Genomic DNA, 17,811 nt, shown 5'->3' on the forward strand with positions numbered 1-17,811 from the left:
AATTGCTTGACGATCATAGAGGCGTTGAACCACCTGATCCCATCCCGAACTCAGAAGTGAAAAGCGCCATCGCCGATGGTAGTGTGGGGGATCCCATGTGAGAGTAGGTCGTCGTCAAGCTTTAAATTAAGAGAAACCCCATCCTGCACTGCAGGGTGGGGTTTTTTCGTTTTGGGGTGTTAAAACAAGAGTGGAAAGCTTAAAACACCGTGCCAGTGTGGGGCTCTTGATACGATACGCATGTGGGAGAAGCTCTTTTTCAAACTTTATATTGAGAGAACCCCCATCCTGCTGTGCAGTGTGGGGTTTTTATATTTACATACCTTACGGTAACTTTTGATGTCGCTCTAGTGTCTACTCTGCATAGTATTTCATGGCTGTGATTTTTCTACCCTGCTGCTGATAGCTGATATAACGGCTTTGTATTTCTTCTGGTAAGTCAGGGGTGTCGACTATTACAAAATTATTCTTTATATAAAAAGACACTTGGTGGTTGAGTGCGAAGCAGTAGCAAGGTGTTTGCTTGAGCTCTGTGTGGATTTGTTTTAATAAGTGACTGCCTAAGCCACTTTTGCGGTGGGGTGGTGCTGTGACCATTGCCATGAGTAATTGAGATGATGTTAGCTGTTTTAGTCGTACGGCAGACAAGATTTTGGCATTATGTCGTATTACCCAAATAGGGTCGGCTTTGTTGGGTTTGCCGCTAGGGTAGTGTTCTTGATAGAACCTCTTCACTAAGGGGAACCACAACGAGGGTACTAACTCTGCGTTAGGGTGGTCTGTACACATATTGAAATATCTATATCCTTTGTCTGAGTTAGTATGATACTGGGTATTAAAAGGTTGAACCTCTTATTTCAAGGTAAAGTATATGTTCAAGGCAATAGTGTCTTTAGCTTTTTTCTTTTTCATGCATACGGCGGCTGCATCTGAGAGCCCGCGGCCCTTTGTTTTCTTAGAAGGGGAGATATTTCATCAATATCAGCAACGAGCATCCGTTTATTTAAAAACAAACAAACTTTGGGTGAATGAGGAGGATCAAGCTCGTGAGCTTGCTGCCGTGATGCCTTTTGAGTTGATACCAGGCTCTTCGCAGTGTGAAGACCAGCAATCGATAGGGATTTTATTGTCCCACGGATTGTCGGATTCACCCTTCTCTATGCGATCCATTGCTAGTGCATTACAAGCTGCTTGTTACTATGTCCGTGTCCTGTTGTTACCAGGTCATGGCACTAAGGCGGAAGACTTATTAGAGGTGTCTCGTGATGATTGGCGAGATACTTTCCGTTATGCGGCAAAAGACTTTAAATCGGAAGTCGATATTTTGTATGTCGGTGGCTTTTCCACTGGAGGAGCCTTGGCAACTGAGTACGCATGGAATCATCCTGATGATGTTTCTGGAGTGCTGTTACTTTCTCCCATCTTTAAGATAAACAGCGGTATTGATTGGCTAGCTCCTTGGTTATCTTTAGTGAAAGATTGGTTAGACCATGAAGCAACCGACGACTTTGCCAAATACGCATCCATACCTCTTCCCGCTATTGCGGAAGTCTATCGTCTATCAAAAGAAGTTCGTAACCTTGTACTGGGTGGGCCTAAGTCTCTACCTGTGTTTATTGCTTTGTCAGAAGATGATCAAACGGTGGATTCTGCTGTAACACAACAAGTTTTTCAGGAGGGTATGCTTAGTGAAAATAGTCGGATGCTGCTTTATAGCTTAGGCGGTGGTAATACTGGGGATAGACGCGTTACCCAATACCATAGCTCTTGGCCAGAGCGGAAGATTTTGGGTATGTCGCATATGGCAGTACATGGCTCACCGGATAACCCTTATTATGGGGCGGATGGTGAGTATCGTGTTTGTGGTTGGCACATATCAGATAAGACTCTATATGAAGCGTGTCGCAGTGACCTAGATAACTGGTTTGGCGAGCGTTCTGATATTTTGCTTGAAAAGAGCGCCCATGCCGCTAGGTTATCTTGGAATCCACACTTTTCTGAATTGGTGCAATCGATTGATTTCTTCCTGCAAAGCAATGCTCAGTAACCAAAGATAGGAGGTTATATATGAATCTTACATCCTTGAAACTCACGGAAGAGCAAGTTAACCAATATCATAACGAAGGTTATTTGGTATTAGATTCTCTCGTGCCTGCTGAAGTTTGTGACCAATTGAAAGATAGGATGTCAGAGATATTGTCTTCGTTTGATGCGGAAGAGGTGCGCTCTATCTTTACCACTAACGAGCAAGCACGAAGGACTGACCGATATTTTATGGATTCTGCTGAAAGAATTTCTTTCTTTTTTGAAGAGGAAGCATTCAATGGCAGTGGTGAGCTTAACCAAGCGTTATCTTTATCTATTAATAAAGTAGGCCATGGGCTCCATCTTCAGGACGATCTTTTTCGTCAGTTTTCTTTGTCTTCTGTTTGGGAAGGTGTATTAAAGCAGCTGGGTATGAAGGAGCCAAGGGCGGCGCAATCCATGTATATTTTTAAACAACCCAGTATTGGCGGCGAAGTGAATTGTCATCAGGACAGTACTTTCCTATACACAAAACCAATGAGTGTGATTGGGCTTTGGTTTGCTATTGAAGAAGCTACATTGGAAAATGGCTGCTTGTGGGGAATTCCAGAAGGCCAAAAGGCGGGGCTGTTGAAACGATTTGAACGAACCTGTGAAAAGAGTGATGAAACAAAAATGGTGAGTTTAAAAGAGCATCACTGGCCTGAAAGTGACTTGCGGGCGATTCCTGTACCAAAGGGCTCATTGGTGATTTTGAGTGGCGAGTTTCCACATTTAAGTTATGCTAACCGCTCTAAACATTCTCGTCATGCCTATGCACTACACGCGGTAGATGCCTGTTGTGAATACCCTAAAGAGAATTGGTTACAGACGTCCTCTCAATTTGGTTTTGAAAAATTTGAGTGTGCTTAAGCTCAACATAAATGGAAAACATTAATGCAAAAAATCTTGTCTTTATTAAGCGACAATCAATTCCACTCTGGTGAAGAGTTGGGTGAAGCGCTTGGCGTAACTCGTGCTGCGGTGTGGAAAAAACTCAAGAAACTTGAGTCCATTGGTGTTGCTATAAATTCAGTGAAGGGTAGGGGGTATCGGTTACCAACACCTATAGAATTGCTTTCTGAAGAAGTATTAAGAGCAAGTGGTGTTGCTGAGAATGTGGCATTGAAATTGTCTTTTGAAACTGAATCCACGAATAATGATGCGAAAGCCTATATCGCTCAAGGCGGTTCTTTGCCTGCCCTTATCTCTGTAGAGCGGCAGACTAAAGGTAAAGGGCGCAGGGGACGTCAGTGGGAGTCTGGTGTAGCAAAAAACCTTACTCTTTCCTTTGCTTGGCGCTTTGATAATGGTCCGAACGTTATTGAGGGGCTTAGTTTGGCGGTGGCGGTGGCTGTCGTTCGAGTACTTAAAAAAATTGGTGTGCCCAATCCTGGGGTAAAGTGGCCAAACGATATTCAGATTGATGGCCATAAAATCTGCGGCATTCTACTGGAAATGGTAGCGGACCAAGATGCTTGTTATGTGATTATTGGGATTGGTTTAAATATAGAAATGGATGCGGACTCCATGGCACAGGTTGATCAACTGTGGACTGATTTAATTTCTCGATTGGATTCTCGCCCGAGTCGAAATGCGATCTTAGCGGATTTGGCTAAAGAGTTGACTCAGGTTTGTCAGCACTTTGAGGGAGGTGATGGTATAAAGCAGTACCAACATCAATGGCAGGCTTATGATGTGCTATTTAATCAAGCTGTTACTGTCAGCTCGGTGAGCTCTAAGCGTCAAGGAATAGCGAAAGGAATTGATGAAAAAGGCGCTTTGCTGTTGGAGGAAAATGGTGAACTAGTTGCCTTACATGGGGGCGAAATCAGTGTCCGTCGTAACTAACGAGCTGGTCGTGGATGCAGGGAATACCAGTATTAAGTTTACCGCCTTTGCAGCAGGTAAAGTGGTTTTTTTCAGTCGAGAGTTTGATGTGCTTGTTGAAGAGGGCTTTTCGCCTGAGGTGATTTACTTTGCTAGTGTTCGCTCAGGAGAGGATGATCGTGGGCTGCGTGAGAAACTACTGGCGCTGTACCCTGATGTCAACCTTATAGAGCTCCAAACCACTGCAAGGGCTTGTGGCGTGATTAATGCTTACCCTGAACCGAGTCGTCTGGGTGTAGATCGTTGGCTTTCCCTGATTGCAGGTTATCATCATGTGAAAAATAATGTGGTAGTAGTTGATGTAGGTACAGCGGTTAAAGTAGATGTGGTGAGCTCTGAAGGCGTTCATCTTGGTGGTTATATTGCGCCAGGTCTTAATTTAATGGAAAGTTCCTTGCTCTCTAATACGGCTAAGATACGCTATACACAAAGTGAAGTTGTTGTCGGTGATGGTTTGCCTAACTCAACAGCCAGAGCAGTTACAGAAGGGTGTTATGAAATGCTTGTGGGTTTTTTGGAGCGAGTGTATAAAATGCACCCTAATTTTGGTTGGGTTGTTGCCGGCGGTGATGTCGACAAATTGCTAGAGGCGTTAAATTTCCCTGTTCAGTATTCTCCTAATTTAGTGGCTGAGGGTGCGCGTCTAGTTGGCAATGAGTTGTTAAGGGGTAGTAAATGAAGTGGCTGTTTTTTTTAATTGTCTTGGCCAATGCAGCGTTTCTTAGTTGGCATAGTTTTGTTCAAGATGACGCGCCGATAGCTGTAGATCCTGTTTATGCTCCACCCGTGAGTACGAAAATTTTTCTTTTGTCTGAAAATGACCCAGATGCTCCTAAAGAAGCTTTATCACCTGCACCTATTTCAAATGAGAACTTAGAGGAAGTTATTAGCGAAGTCGTATCTGCTGTGGTCGATGATGCTCCTGCTTTACTTTGTCCTCGTATTGAAATTGAACGGGCGGGGGATAAGGTGCTGGTTGAGAAGGAGTTGGCCGAATCAGGATGGCAGTATAAGGAACAAGAGGCGACAGGCAAAAGAGCGAAGTTTTGGCTATATATAGCGGCGCCTGAAAACGCTGCAAAAGCCCAAGAAATAGTGAAGGAGTTAACGGCGAAGTCGGTTGATAGCTTTATTATTAATCGCGGAGAAATGAAAAACCGTATTTCTCTTGGGTTGTATTCCTCTGAAGATAGGGCTGCTCTGTCAAAAGCAAGAATAGAAGAGCTGTTCCCATATACCGTTGATATCTATGAACATATGCGTACGGTTTCTTTGCAATATATCGATATTGAAAGACCTGTTAGTGAAAAAGGCTGGGCTGAATTTGTTTCGCGATTTGATCTCAATGAAATGACGATAAAATTAGAAAAAAATCCCTGCTAATGCTTGCAATTGATTAAACGATTCATATAATGGCTCCCACCTTTTGGGGTGTTGCGTTATAGCGCTGAGTATGTGGAGGGGTTCCCGAGTGGCCAAAGGGAGCAGATTGTAAATCTGCCACGAAAGTTTCGGTGGTTCGAATCCACCTCCCTCCACCATTTTGCGGGTATGGTATAGTGGCTATTACCTCAGCCTTCCAAGCTGAAGAGGCGGGTTCGATTCCCGCTACCCGCTCCATGCTCATGTAGCTCAGTTGGTAGAGCACACCCTTGGTAAGGGTGAGGTCGGCAGTTCAAGTCTGCTCATGAGCTCCAGTCTATCCGAAGCAAAAAAAGTAGGTGGTTTGACCGCCTTTTTTATTGTCTGTTTTTTGGGCAGGTACCCTTGCTTATCAAAGCATGTTTAGGTATCATCCTCCGCCCATACGAATGTAGGCCAATAGTTCAATTGGTAGAGCACTGGTTTCCAAAACCAGCTGTTGGGGGTTCGAGTCCCTCTTGGCCTGCCATTTTTCGTATCCTATTTTATAAGTTAGGGATCACCTTAAGTATGAGTTCGAGTGCTGTAGCTCAATCATCTCGTGGAGATGTGTTTAAGTGGGCATTAGTTGTTTTGTTGGTTGCGGTAGCTGTAATCGGCAATAACTATTTTTCTGCTGAGTCACTATTGTATCGCTTAATTGCGATTTTGTTGTTGACTGGTGTTGCTGGTTTTGTTGCCTTACAAACAGCGAAAGGTCGTTCTTTTTTTACTTTAGCTAAAGAAGCAAAGAATGAAATTCGCAGGGTTGTGTGGCCAACTAGGCAGGAAACTTTCCAAACAACCTTGATTGTCTTGGCGGTTGTTCTGTTTATGTCTCTTGTTTTGTGGGGAGTCGATTCTTTCCTTGGTTGGCTTGTTTCCTCGGTTATTAGTTAGGAGTTGCTCGTGGCCAAACGATGGTATGTAGTACAAGCGTACTCAGGGTACGAAAAGCACGTAATGCGCTCGCTTCTTGAGCGTGTGCAGGTTATGGGGCAAGAAGAAAATTTTGGTGAAATCTTGGTTCCAACCGAAGAAGTGGTTGAAATTCGAGATGGCAAAAAGCGCAAGAGCGAAAGAAAGTTCTATCCAGGTTATGTTTTGGTTGAAATGGATATGAATGACGACTCTTGGCATTTGGTTAAAGGTACTTCTCGAGTGCTTGGTTTTATAGGTGGTACGGCGGATAGGCCTTCGCCTATTACCAAGCGAGAAGCCGATGCAATTCTTCAGCGTGTTAGTGATGGTGTTGATAAACCTCGTCCTAAAACATTGTTTGAAGTGGGTGAGGTTGTTCGTGTTAACGAAGGGCCGTTCGCTGACTTTAATGGTGTTGTTGAAGAAGTGGATTATGAGAAAAGTCGAATCAAGGTGGCAGTGTTGATCTTTGGTCGCTCTACGCCGGTTGATTTGGAATTTAGTCAGGTTGAAAAGGCCTGATTTTGTTAAACGGGTAGCCTAACGGCAGTGACCCATTTGGAGTTATAAAATGGCTAAGAAAGTCCAAGCTTATATCAAGCTACAAGTTAAAGCGGGTCAAGCGAACCCAAGTCCACCAGTTGGTCCTGCTCTAGGTCAACACGGCGTTAACATCATGGAGTTTTGTAAGGCGTTTAACGCAAAAACTCAAAGTGTTGAGCCAGGTCTTCCTACTCCAGTAATTATTACTGTTTATGCTGACCGTAGTTTTACCTTTGAAACTAAATCTACTCCTGCATCAGTTTTGCTTAAAAAAGCAGCTGGTCTAAAGAGTGGTTCTTCTCGTCCAAACACTGAGAAAGTTGGTACAGTTACTCGTGCTCAACTTGAAGAGATTGTTGCTGCTAAGCAGGCTGATTTGACTGCTGCAGATATGGATGCGGCTGTGCGTACTATTGCTGGTAGCGCTCGCTCTATGGGTCTAGAAGTTGAGGGTGAAGTTTAATGGCTAAGTTAACTAAGCGCGCTCGTTTGATCGCAGAAAAAGTAGAAGCTGAAAAGTTGTACTCAGTAGAAGAAGCTGTAGCGCTTCTTTCTGAACTTTCTACAGTTAAATTCACAGAATCTCTTGATGTATCTGTAAACCTAGGTGTTGACCCTCGTAAGTCTGATCAGGCTGTTCGTGGTTCAACTGTATTGCCTCATGGTGCAGGTAAAGATGTTCGCGTTGCTGTATTTGCTCAGGGTGCAAACGCTGAAGCAGCTAAAGAAGCTGGCGCAGATGTTGTTGGTTTTGAAGATTTGGCTGAGCAAGTGAAAGGCGGCAACTTAGATTTTGACGTTGTTATCGCTTCTCCTGATGCAATGCGTATCGTTGGTCAACTAGGTCAAGTATTAGGTCCACGTGGTCTTATGCCTAACCCTAAAGTTGGTACAGTGACACCTGACGTAGCTACTGCTGTTAAGAACGCAAAAGCTGGTCAAGCTCGCTACCGTACAGATAAAAACGGTATCATCCACGCGGCAATTGGCTCTGTTGAGTTTGCTGCTGATGCTGTTAAAGGTAACCTTGAAGCGCTTTTGGCTGACTTACGTCGCGCTAAGCCTGCTTCTGCTAAAGGTATCTACCTTAAGAAAGTGACTTTGTCCTCTACAATGGGACCTGGTCTACAAATTGATTTAGGTGCTCTTAGCTTAGCTAAGTAATCATCTAGATCAAACGCTTTGGGGTCTGCCGCTATTTGTTTAGCGAGCAGGCCGTCAAAGACCGTAGGAGCCTAAGGCTTAATTGAAGATCGAAAGATGTTTGTCCTGCGCAGATGGTGTGGCCCGATTCAGATAACTGGATCTAACTCACCAGCAAGTACTTCGAGTAATCGGAGAGTTGGTAAAAAATAGGGGAATATATTCCCTGCTAATCCAGGAGAAAACCAATGGCATTAGGTCTAGAAGACAAAAAAGCCATTGTCGCCGAAGTTAGCGAAGCGGCTAAAACTGCGTTGTCTGCAGTCGTTGCTGATTCTCGCGGTGTTACCGTGGGCAGCATGACAGCACTTCGTAAAGAAGCTCGTGAAGCAGGTGTTTATGTACGTGTAGTACGTAATACATTGGCTCGTCGTGCCGTTGAAGGTACTGACTTCGCATGTCTAACTGAGAGCTTCGTTGGTCCTACGTTGATTGCTTTTTCTAATGAGCACCCAGGTGCTGCAGCTCGTCTGCTAAAAGAATTTGCAAAAACGAACAACGATTTTGAAGTTAAGGCGCTGGCATTCAACGGTGAGTTGATCCCAGCAGGCGACATTGATCGTTTGGCAACACTGCCTACATACGACGAAGCTATTGCGAAACTGATGAGCGTTATTCAGGGTGCAACAAGCAAATTTGTTCGTACTCTTGCAGCAGTTCGCGACCAAAAAGAGCAAGAAGCGGCGTAATACGAATAATCGTATCGTTTCTTGATAAATATTTTGTTTTATTACCCTCGGGTAATTATAAAGAATGCTAGGAATCTGAGTCATGGCTCTAACTAAAGAAGATATCATTAATGCAGTAGCAGAAATGTCTGTAATGGATGTTGTAGAGTTGATCTCTGCAATGGAAGAAAAATTCGGTGTATCTGCAGCAGCAGCTGTTGCAGCTGGTCCTGCAGCTGAAGCTGGTGCTTCTGCTGAAGAGCAAACTGAATTTGACGTTGTTCTTACTGCTGTAGGCGATAAGAAAGTTAACGTAATCAAAGCAGTACGTGCTGCAACTGGTCTAGGTCTTAAAGAAGCTAAAGCAATCGTTGACGGCGCTCCTGCGTCTGTTAAAGAAGGCGTTTCTAAAGAAGATGCAGAAGCACTTAAAGGCGAGCTTGAAGGAGCTGGTGCATCTGTCGAAATCAAGTAATGATACTTGTATTTCCAGATTTCGACCAATAGTCGAAATGGCTGGTGACAATATGTCACCGGCCTTTTTGGGTTTTTAAAACTCAAATAAACATACAGAATTTTTATTGGAAGAATTTTCTTCCAAAATTGGTAAGGCCTGATTTAGGCCTTTTGCGTCAATGTGCACAAGCTGGGGAATGCTGATGGCTTACTCATATACTGAGAAAAAACGTATCCGTAAGGATTTCGGTAAACTGCCGCCCGTTTTGGATGTGCCATACTTACTGGCAATTCAGCTTGAATCCTATCGCAACTTCCTGCAAGAAGGTAAATCTCTTGCGGAGCGTGGGGAATTAGGCCTGCATGGGGCTTTTAAATCTGTCTTTCCGATGGTCAGCTTTTCTGGTAATGCAGCGTTAGAATACGTTGATTACCGTTTAGGCAAGCCTGTATTCGATGTGAAAGAGTGTCAGTTACGTGGTGTTACTTACGCGGCACCTTTGCGCGTCCGTGTACGACTTATCATTTATGATAAAGAGTCGTCGAATAAGGCAATTAAAGACATTCGTGAGCAAGAAGTTTACATGGGTGAAATTCCACTCATGACAGACAATGGTACCTTTGTAATCAATGGTACTGAGCGAGTTATTGTTTCACAACTACACCGCTCACCTGGTGTGTTCTTTGACCACGATCGTGGTAAGACTCACTCTTCAGGTAAATTGTTGCATTCTGCTCGTGTAATTCCATACCGTGGTTCTTGGTTGGATTTTGAATTCGATCCAAAAGACTGCGTATTTGTTCGTATTGACCGTCGCCGTAAGTTGCCTGCAACTATCTTGTTACGCGCGCTTGGTTACAATACAGAAGAAATTCTAGAACGCTTCTTCGATACAACTGGCTTCTACATTAAAGATGGCGGCTTCGAGATGGATTTGGTTGCAAATCGTCTTCGTGGTGAAACGGCTCTATTTAATATTGCTGATGCAAACGGTGAGTTGATTGTTGAAGAAGGTCGTCGTATTACGGCTAAGCACATTCGCATCATGGATAAAGCGGGCTTGACTCGTCTTACTGTGCCGCTTGAGTACATGCTTGGTAAAGTAACGGCGAAAAACTTGGTTCACCCTTCAACAGGTGAGTTGATTGCAGAAGCAAATACAGAGTTATCTGCCGATCTTCTGGAAGCGCTAGTGTCTGCTGGTGTTGAAGAAATCGATGCGCTTTATACAAATGATTTAGATAATGGTCCTTTCATTTCTGACACGCTCCGTATTGACCCAACTAGTAATCAGTTGGAAGCGCTTGTTGAAATCTACCGCATGATGCGTCCTGGTGAGCCACCAACAAAAGAGTCTGCTGAAGGTTTATTCCAAAGCTTGTTCTTCTCAGAAGATCGTTATGATCTATCTGGTGTTGGTCGAATGAAATTCAACCGCCGCTTAGGTCGTGATGAAGATACTGGTTCTGGTATCTTGGATAATGAAGACATCATTGCTGTATTGAAAACTTTGCTTGATATCCGTAATGGTAACGGCATGGTGGACGATATTGACCATCTTGGTAACCGTCGTGTGCGTTCTGTTGGTGAAATGGCAGAAAACCAGTTCCGTGTTGGTTTAGTCCGTGTTGAACGTGCTGTTAAAGAGCGTTTATCAATGGCTGAAGCAGATGGTCTGATGCCTCAAGATCTTCTTAATGCTAAGCCTGTAGCGGCGGCAATTAAAGAGTTCTTCGGTTCTAGTCAATTGTCTCAGTTCATGGACCAAAACAACCCGTTGTCAGAAGTAACGCATAAACGTCGTGTTTCTGCATTAGGGCCTGGTGGTTTGACTCGTGAACGTGCTGGCTTTGAGGTGCGTGACGTACATGCCACTCACTATGGTCGTGTTTGTCCTATCGAGACACCTGAAGGACCAAACATCGGTCTAATTAACTCTTTGTCAACATACGCTCGTACGAACAGCTATGGCTTCCTAGAGACGCCATACCGTAAGATCGTTGACGGCAAAATGACTGATGAGACTGTATACATCTCAGCAATTGATGAAGCTAAGTATGTTATTGCACAGGCTTCTGCGAATGTAGACAGTGAAGGTCGTTTGGTTGATGAGTTGGTTCAGGTTCGTCACATGCACGAAACGACTCTAATACCAAAAGAAAAAGTTAACCTAATGGACGTTTCTCCTCGTCAGGTTGTTTCTGTAGCGGCATCTTTGATCCCGTTCCTAGAGCACGATGATGCGAACCGTGCATTGATGGGATCGAACATGCAGCGTCAAGCTGTACCAACACTTAAGGCAGATAAGCCTGTTGTTGGTACGGGTATGGAGCGCAATGTTGCTAAAGACTCTGGTGTTTGTATTGTTGCTAACCGCGGCGGTGTGATTGAGTCGGTTGATGCGAGTCGTATTGTTGTACGTGTGAACTCGGAAGAAACAGTAGCAGGTGAAGCTGGTGTAGATATCTACAGCTTAACCAAATATGTTCGTTCTAACCAAAATACTTGTATTAATCAGCGTACGTTGGTTATGAAAGGTGAGAAGGTTGCGTCTGGCGACATCATGGCTGACGGTCCTTCTGTTGATATGGGTGATTTGGCACTAGGTCAAAACATGCGTATTGCTTTCATGCCTTGGAATGGTTTCAACTTCGAGGACTCGATCCTAGTATCTGAGCGCGTTGTTGAAGAAGATCGTTTTACATCGATCCATATCCAAGAGCTAACTTGTGTTGCTCGTGATACTAAGCTTGGGCCTGAAGAAATTACTTCTGATATCCCGAACGTAGGTGAAGGTGCACTTTCTAAGTTGGATCAGTCCGGTATCGTTTATATCGGTGCAGAGGTTGAACCTGGCGATATTCTAGTTGGTAAAGTGACACCTAAAGGTGAAACACAACTTACGCCAGAAGAGAAACTTTTGCGTGCCATCTTTGGTGAGAAAGCGTCTGATGTAAAAGACACTTCTCAGCGCGTTAAAACAGGTACTCGCGGTACTGTTATTGACGTGCAAGTCTTCACTCGTGACGGTATCGAGAAAGACGAACGTGCTAAGTTGATTGAAAAATCTCAGCTTGACCAAGTTCGTAAAGACTTGAACGAAGAGTTCCGTATTGTTGAGAAAGCAACCTTCGAACGATTAGCTGAAGCCCTAGTGGGTCAGCAAGCGGAAGGCGGTCCTGGTTTAGCTCGCAATGCAGTCATCACAGAAGAGTTCCTAGCGAACCTTGATCACTCTGAGTGGTTCTCTATTCGTGTTGCCAATGAAGAAGTAACTGAGCAGCTAGAAAAAGCTCAGGTTGCTTTGATTGAGCGCCGTAAAGAGCTTGATGCGAAATTTGAAGACAAGAAACGTAAGTTGCAAACAGGTGATGATTTAGCACCTGGTGTACTGAAGATTGTTAAAGTTTACGTTGCTATTAAACGTCGTATTCAGCCTGGTGATAAAATGGCCGGCCGTCACGGTAACAAGGGTGTTATCTCTAAGATCATGCCTGTTGAAGATATGCCGTACGACGAAAATGGTGACCCAGTTGATATCGTTTTGAACCCTCTTGGTGTTCCATCTCGAATGAACGTTGGTCAGGTTCTAGAGACTCACTTAGGTGCAGCTTCTAAAGGACTAGGTCGCAAGATTAATGAGATGTTGGCTGTTGAGCGTGAGAAAGCAGAAGCAATTGCTGAATTACGTGGTTTCCTAGGTGAAATCTACAACGGTTACGAAGGCGACTTGCAGTGTGCGCGTAAAGAAGATTTAGACAGCTTCACAGACGAAGAAATTTTAACTTTGGCTCACAACCTTAAAGGTGGTGTACCAATGGCGTCTGGTGCCTTTGATGGTGCGAAAGAGTCTGAAATCAAGCGTATGCTACGTTTAGCTGGTATCAACGAAAGTGGTCAAGTTAAATTATTTAACGGTCGTACAGGTGATGCATTTGAGCGCCCTGTGACAGTTGGTTACATGTACATGCTGAAATTGAACCACTTGGTTGATGATAAGATGCATGCACGTTCTACTGGCTCTTACAGCTTGGTTACTCAGCAGCCGCTGGGTGGTAAAGCTCAGTTCGGTGGTCAGCGTTTCGGTGAGATGGAAGTATGGGCACTTGAAGCTTACGGTGCTGCTTACACTCTACAAGAAATGCTAACTGTTAAGTCCGATGACGTGAATGGTCGTACTAAGATGTATAAGAACATCGTAGACGGCGATCACAGAATGGAACCTGGTATGCCTGAGTCTTTCAACGTATTGGTGAAAGAGATTCGTTCTCTTGGTATCGATATTGAGTTGGAAAACGAATAAGCACGAATCACATTTGACCTGCTGGGGAGCAAAACTTCCCAGCCTTACGAGTGGGGCGAATATACATGAAAGACTTATTAGGTCTTCTAAAATCACAAGGACAATCTGACGAGTTTGATGCGATCCGCATTGGCTTGGCGTCACCAGATATGATTCGTTCATGGTCTTACGGTGAAGTTAAGAAGCCAGAGACCATCAACTATCGTACGTTCAAACCTGAACGTGACGGTTTGTTCTGTGCCAAAATTTTTGGTCCTATCAAGGACTACGAATGTTTGTGTGGTAAATACAAGCGTTTGAAACACCGTGGTGTTATTTGTGAGAAGTGTGGTGTAGAAGTAGCTCTGTCTAAAGTGCGTCGTGAACGCATGGGCCACATTGAGCTTGCATCACCTGTTGCGCACATCTGGTTCTTAAAATCTCTACCATCTCGTGTAGGTCTTATCCTAGATATGACTTTGCGTGATATTGAGCGAGTATTGTACTTCGAATCTTTCATCGTACTTGATCCTGGTATGACAACCCTTGAAAAAGGTCAGTTGTTAAACGATGAGATGTACTTTGAAGCGCTAGAAGAGTTTGGTGACGAATTTGACGCTCGTATGGGTGCCGAAGCCGTTCAGCAGCTTTTACGCGACTTGAACATGCCGGAAGAAATCAACCGCATGCGCGAAGAGCTAAATAGCACAAACTCTGAAACGCGTATTAAGAAGCTTTCTAAGCGTCTTAAGTTGATCGAAGCGTTCAACCAGTCTGGTAACAACCCAGAGTGGATGGTATTGGATGTACTGCCTGTACTTCCACCAGATCTTCGTCCATTGGTGCCTCTTGAAGGTGGCCGTTTTGCGACGTCTGATTTGAATGACTTATACCGCCGAGTTATTAACCGTAACAACCGTTTGAAGCGTCTTTTAGAGCTTTCAGCTCCAGATATCATTGTGCGTAACGAAAAACGTATGCTGCAAGAATCTGTTGATGCTTTGTTAGATAACGGTCGTCGCGGACGAGCTATTACTGGCTCGAACAAGCGTCCTTTGAAATCTTTGGCTGATATGATCAAAGGTAAGCAAGGTCGTTTCCGTCAAAACTTGTTAGGTAAGCGTGTAGATTACTCTGGTCGTTCTGTAATCACAGTGGGTCCATCTCTACGCCTACATCAGTGTGGTCTACCTAAGAAAATGGCTCTTGAGTTATTCAAGCCATTCATTTTCTCTAAGCTTGAGCTTCGTGGTATCGCGACGACAATCAAAGCTGCTAAGAAAATGGTAGATCGTGAAACAGCGGAAGTTTGGGATATTCTTGATGAAGTTATCCGCGAACATCCAGTGATGTTGAACCGTGCGCCAACACTTCACCGTCTAGGTATTCAAGCATTTGAACCTATGTTGATCGAAGGTAAAGCGATTCAGTTACACCCACTTGTGTGTGCGGCTTATAACGCCGATTTCGATGGTGACCAAATGGCGGTTCACGTTCCGTTGACTCTAGAAGCGCAGCTTGAAGCTCGTGCCTTGATGATGTCTACGAACAACATCCTATCGCCTGCGAACGGCGAGCCTATCATTGTTCCTTCTCAGGACGTTGTATTGGGCTTGTACTACATGACTCGTGAGAAAATCAATGCCAAAGGTGAAGGCATGGCGTTTTCTGACATCAAAGAAGTACACCGTGCGTATGGTGCAAAACAAGTTGAACTTCACGCGAAAGTGAAAGTACGTGTTAACCAAGTTGATACTACTCTAGAAGGCGAAAAAGTACCTTCTACTTTCATCGTGGATACGACTGTTGGTCGTGCTTTGTTGTTTGATATTGTTCCTGATGGCCTTCCTTTCTCTGTGGTTAACCAAACCATGAAGAAGAAAGCAATCTCGAACCTAATCAACGAGTGTTACCGTAAAGTTGGTTTGAAAGAAAGCTGTATTTTTGCTGACCAATTGATGTACACAGGTTTTGCTTATGCAACAGCCTCTGGTTCATCTGTTGGTGTTGATGACTTTGTTATCCCGCCAGAAAAAGCAGACATCATTGCGGAAGCGGAAGCAGAAGTAAAAGAGATCGAATACCAATACGCAGATGGTCTTGTTACACAAGGCGAGAAGTACAACAAGGTAATCGATTTATGGTCTCGTACTAACGAAACTGTTACTGAAGCGATGATGAAAAACTTGGCAAAAGAGACAACGATCAATAAAGAGGGTGAAGAGGTTGAACAACAATCTTTCAACTCTGTTTACATGATGGCTGACTCTGGTGCCCGTGGTAGTGTTGCCCAAATGCGTCAGCTAGGTGGTATGCGTGGTCTGATGGCTAAGCCAGATGGCTCTATCATCGAAACGCCGATCACTGCGAACTTCCGTGAAGGTCTATCAGTACTTCAGTACTTTACCTCTACTCACGGTGCTCGTAAGGGTCTAGCCGATACGGCATTGAAAACAGCAAACTCTGGTTACTTGACTCGTCGTCTTGTAGATGTCGCACAAGATTTGGTTGTTACTGAAATCGATTGTGGCGCAACAAACGGTATTAAAGTGAACGCAATGATTGAGGGTGGCGACGTTGTTGTACCTCTTGGTCAGCGTGTACTAGGTCGTGTTGTTGCTCAAGACGTTATCGATGCGAAAGGTGATCTAGTTCTTCCTGCAGGCACTTTGATTGACGAGCAAGACGTTCGTACGATCGAGTCTGCTGGTGTTGATGAAATGATGATTCGCTCAGTAATTACTTGTGATACTCGTCACGGTGTTTGTGCTAAGTGTTACGGTCGTGATTTGGCTCGTGGTCATCAAGTTAACATCGGTGAAGCAATTGGTGTTGTTGCCGCTCAATCTATCGGTGAGCCTGGTACACAGTTAACCATGCGTACGTTCCACATCGGTGGTGCTGCATCGCGTGCATCTGCTGTAGATAGTGTTCAAGTTAAGAGCGCTGGTACGGTTCGCTTCCATAAGATGAAGAGTATCGAACGTGATACTGGTCAACTTGTTGTTGCTTCTCGTTCTTCTGAATTGGCTATTGCTGATGAAGCGGGTCGTGAGAAAGAGCGTTACAAGCTACCTTATGGTGCGGTGTTAAGTGTACGTGAAGGCGATGTTGTTACTGCTGGTCAAGTAGTGGCTAACTGGGATCCACATACACACCCAATCGTATCGGAAATGCAAGGTCGTCTAGAATTCAGCGGTATGGAAGAGGGCGTTACAATCCGTCGTCAGTCCGATGAAATGACAGGCCTAACAACTATCGAAGTATTGGAAGTGAAAGATCGTCCTACTGCAGGTAAAGATCTTCGTCCAATGATTGCGGTAGTGGATGCTGAAGGTAATCCAGTTCTTATTCCTGGTACTGACTCTCCTGTACAGTACATGCTTCCAGAAAAAGCTTTGTTGAGCTTGGATCATGGTGCAGAAGTGAAATCGGGTGAAGTACTAGCTCGTATTCCTCAAGAGTCACAAGGTAACAAAGATATTACCGGTGGTCTTCCTCGAGTGGCAGACCTATTTGAAGCTCGTCGCCCTAAAGATCCTGCTGTTATGGCAGAGACTAGTGGTGTGGTTAGCTTCGGTAAAGAAACAAAAGGCAAGATTCGTCTTGTGATTACTCCGCAAGACGGTAGTGATCCAGTAGAGACGTTGATTCCAAAATGGCGTCAAATCAATATCTTTGACGGTGAAGAAGTGGCTAAAGGCGAAATCGTTTCCGATGGTCCTTTGAGCTCACACGATATCTTGCGTCTTAAAGGTGTAGAGGCTTTAGCTGACTACATTAGTAATGAAGTGCAAGAAGTTTACCGTCTTCAGGGTGTTGTAATTAACGACAAACATATTGAAGTGATCGTTCGTCAGATGTTGCGTAAGGTAGATATACGTGAGTCTGGTGATACTGATCTAATTCAAGGTGATCAGGTTGAGTTAAATCAACTATTGGATGCAAACGAGAAGGCGGAAGCGGAAGGTAAATTTACTGCTAAGTTCGAACGTGTGCTTCTAGGTATCACTAAAGCTTCTTTGGCTACTGAGTCCTTTATATCAGCAGCGTCTTTCCAAGAGACAACTCGAGTTCTTACGGAAGGTGCGGTAACTGGTAAGAAAGATCACTTACGTGGCTTGAAAGAAAACGTTGTAGTAGGTCGCTTGATACCAGCAGGTACAGGTTTGGCTTACCACAATGAGCGCAAGAATAAGAAAGATCTTGCGCAAGCAGCGAAGGACGGAGTTCCGACAGTTAGCGCATCTGATGTGGAAGAAGCATTGAGTGCGGCACTAAAAGACTAGTTTTTGCTGTTAAATCGTTAGGGAGGCGTTTTTTTAATCGCCTCCCTATTGACTGTTTTGTAGGCGCAAATTAAACTTGCGCCTCCTTATTTT

At 44.3% G+C, this 17,811-nt stretch carries 14 protein-coding genes, 4 tRNA genes and 1 rRNA gene; 18 read left to right on the forward strand and 1 reads right to left on the reverse strand.

What is annotated here, in order from left to right; all coding sequences use genetic code 11:
- Positions 1–5: 5 nt before the first annotated feature.
- A 5S ribosomal RNA gene (gene rrf, locus OFY17_RS14140) occupies positions 6–120 on the forward strand.
- Between the two features lie 234 nt (positions 121–354).
- Here the strand turns inward: rrf and OFY17_RS14145 are convergent.
- A complete protein-coding gene (locus OFY17_RS14145) occupies positions 355–735 on the reverse strand; it encodes a GNAT family N-acetyltransferase (protein WP_263531389.1) in 381 nt (126 codons plus the stop codon).
- Positions 736–871: 136 nt separating this feature from the next.
- On the opposite strand from OFY17_RS14145, the gene OFY17_RS14150 reads away from it, so the two are divergent.
- The 17 genes from OFY17_RS14150 to rpoC all read left to right on the forward strand — a co-directional run bounded on the left by OFY17_RS14150 (position 872) and on the right by rpoC (position 17,718).
- Positions 872–2,047, forward strand: coding sequence for an alpha/beta hydrolase (locus OFY17_RS14150; protein WP_263531390.1), 1,176 nt, complete (start codon positions 872–874; stop codon positions 2,045–2,047).
- Between the two features lie 20 nt (positions 2,048–2,067).
- Positions 2,068–2,937: a phytanoyl-CoA dioxygenase family protein gene (locus OFY17_RS14155; RefSeq protein WP_263531391.1), complete on the forward strand. Its 870-nt coding sequence runs from the start codon at positions 2,068–2,070 to the stop codon at positions 2,935–2,937.
- A gap of 24 nt (positions 2,938–2,961) precedes the next feature.
- The gene (locus OFY17_RS14160; protein ID WP_263531392.1) at positions 2,962–3,915 is read left to right on the forward strand and encodes a biotin--[acetyl-CoA-carboxylase] ligase; all 954 of its coding nucleotides are present in this window, start codon (positions 2,962–2,964) and stop codon (positions 3,913–3,915) included.
- On the forward strand, positions 3,899–4,633 hold the full coding sequence (locus tag OFY17_RS14165; RefSeq protein WP_263531393.1) for a type III pantothenate kinase: 735 nt from the start codon (positions 3,899–3,901) through the stop codon (positions 4,631–4,633). The genes OFY17_RS14160 and OFY17_RS14165 overlap by 17 nt, the downstream gene beginning before the upstream one ends.
- On the forward strand, positions 4,630–5,337 hold the full coding sequence (locus tag OFY17_RS14170) for an SPOR domain-containing protein (protein ID WP_263531394.1): 708 nt from the start codon (positions 4,630–4,632) through the stop codon (positions 5,335–5,337). The genes OFY17_RS14165 and OFY17_RS14170 overlap by 4 nt, the downstream gene beginning before the upstream one ends.
- 74 nt (positions 5,338–5,411) lie before the next feature.
- Positions 5,412–5,495: transfer RNA gene (locus OFY17_RS14175), tRNA-Tyr, on the forward strand.
- Between the two features lie 4 nt (positions 5,496–5,499).
- Positions 5,500–5,574 (forward strand) — tRNA-Gly (locus OFY17_RS14180).
- Between the two features lies 1 nt (position 5,575).
- Positions 5,576–5,651 (forward strand) — tRNA-Thr (locus OFY17_RS14185).
- Between the two features lie 118 nt (positions 5,652–5,769).
- A tRNA-Trp gene (locus OFY17_RS14190) sits at positions 5,770–5,845 on the forward strand.
- 41 nt (positions 5,846–5,886) lie between these two features.
- Positions 5,887–6,255: a preprotein translocase subunit SecE gene (gene secE, locus OFY17_RS14195; RefSeq protein WP_263531395.1), complete on the forward strand. Its 369-nt coding sequence runs from the start codon at positions 5,887–5,889 to the stop codon at positions 6,253–6,255.
- A 9-nt stretch (positions 6,256–6,264) separates the two neighbouring features.
- On the forward strand, positions 6,265–6,798 hold the full coding sequence (gene nusG / locus OFY17_RS14200; protein ID WP_263531396.1) for a transcription termination/antitermination protein NusG: 534 nt from the start codon (positions 6,265–6,267) through the stop codon (positions 6,796–6,798).
- A gap of 49 nt (positions 6,799–6,847) precedes the next feature.
- Positions 6,848–7,282 carry a 50S ribosomal protein L11 gene (rplK, locus tag OFY17_RS14205; protein ID WP_263531397.1) on the forward strand — a complete coding sequence of 145 codons (435 nt, stop codon included), beginning with the start codon at positions 6,848–6,850 and terminating at the stop codon, positions 7,280–7,282.
- Positions 7,282–7,983 (forward strand): 50S ribosomal protein L1, encoded by a 702-nt coding sequence (gene rplA, locus OFY17_RS14210; RefSeq protein ID WP_263531398.1) that lies wholly within the window; start codon positions 7,282–7,284, stop codon positions 7,981–7,983. The genes rplK and rplA overlap by 1 nt, the downstream gene beginning before the upstream one ends.
- 227 nt (positions 7,984–8,210) lie before the next feature.
- On the forward strand, positions 8,211–8,711 hold the full coding sequence (gene rplJ / locus OFY17_RS14215) for a 50S ribosomal protein L10 (protein WP_263531399.1): 501 nt from the start codon (positions 8,211–8,213) through the stop codon (positions 8,709–8,711).
- An 82-nt stretch (positions 8,712–8,793) separates the two neighbouring features.
- Positions 8,794–9,165, forward strand: a complete 372-nt coding sequence (rplL, locus tag OFY17_RS14220) for a 50S ribosomal protein L7/L12 (protein WP_263531400.1) — start codon at positions 8,794–8,796, stop codon at positions 9,163–9,165.
- 184 nt (positions 9,166–9,349) lie between these two features.
- Positions 9,350–13,450, forward strand: a complete 4,101-nt coding sequence (rpoB, locus tag OFY17_RS14225; protein ID WP_263531401.1) for a DNA-directed RNA polymerase subunit beta — start codon at positions 9,350–9,352, stop codon at positions 13,448–13,450.
- A gap of 65 nt (positions 13,451–13,515) precedes the next feature.
- Complete coding sequence (gene rpoC / locus OFY17_RS14230; RefSeq protein WP_263531402.1) at positions 13,516–17,718, forward strand: DNA-directed RNA polymerase subunit beta'; 4,203 nt, start codon at positions 13,516–13,518, stop codon at positions 17,716–17,718.
- Positions 17,719–17,811: the final 93 nt, after the last annotated feature.

Source organism: Marinomonas sargassi (assembly GCF_025716875.1).
GTDB lineage: Bacteria > Pseudomonadota > Gammaproteobacteria > Pseudomonadales > Marinomonadaceae > Marinomonas > Marinomonas sargassi.

Coding starts and splice junctions, on each gene's coding strand:
- OFY17_RS14150 (WP_263531390.1), top strand. CDS start 872: ATGTTCAAGGCAATAGTGTCTTTAGCTTTTTTCTTTTTCATGCATACG.
- OFY17_RS14155 (WP_263531391.1), top strand. CDS start 2,068: ATGAATCTTACATCCTTGAAACTCACGGAAGAGCAAGTTAACCAATAT.
- OFY17_RS14160 (WP_263531392.1), top strand. CDS start 2,962: ATGCAAAAAATCTTGTCTTTATTAAGCGACAATCAATTCCACTCTGGT.
- OFY17_RS14170 (WP_263531394.1), top strand. CDS start 4,630: ATGAAGTGGCTGTTTTTTTTAATTGTCTTGGCCAATGCAGCGTTTCTT.
- secE (WP_263531395.1), top strand. CDS start 5,887: ATGAGTTCGAGTGCTGTAGCTCAATCATCTCGTGGAGATGTGTTTAAG.
- rplK (WP_263531397.1), top strand. CDS start 6,848: ATGGCTAAGAAAGTCCAAGCTTATATCAAGCTACAAGTTAAAGCGGGT.
- rplA (WP_263531398.1), top strand. CDS start 7,282: ATGGCTAAGTTAACTAAGCGCGCTCGTTTGATCGCAGAAAAAGTAGAA.
- rplJ (WP_263531399.1), top strand. CDS start 8,211: ATGGCATTAGGTCTAGAAGACAAAAAAGCCATTGTCGCCGAAGTTAGC.
- rplL (WP_263531400.1), top strand. CDS start 8,794: ATGGCTCTAACTAAAGAAGATATCATTAATGCAGTAGCAGAAATGTCT.
- rpoB (WP_263531401.1), top strand. CDS start 9,350: ATGGCTTACTCATATACTGAGAAAAAACGTATCCGTAAGGATTTCGGT.
- rpoC (WP_263531402.1), top strand. CDS start 13,516: ATGAAAGACTTATTAGGTCTTCTAAAATCACAAGGACAATCTGACGAG.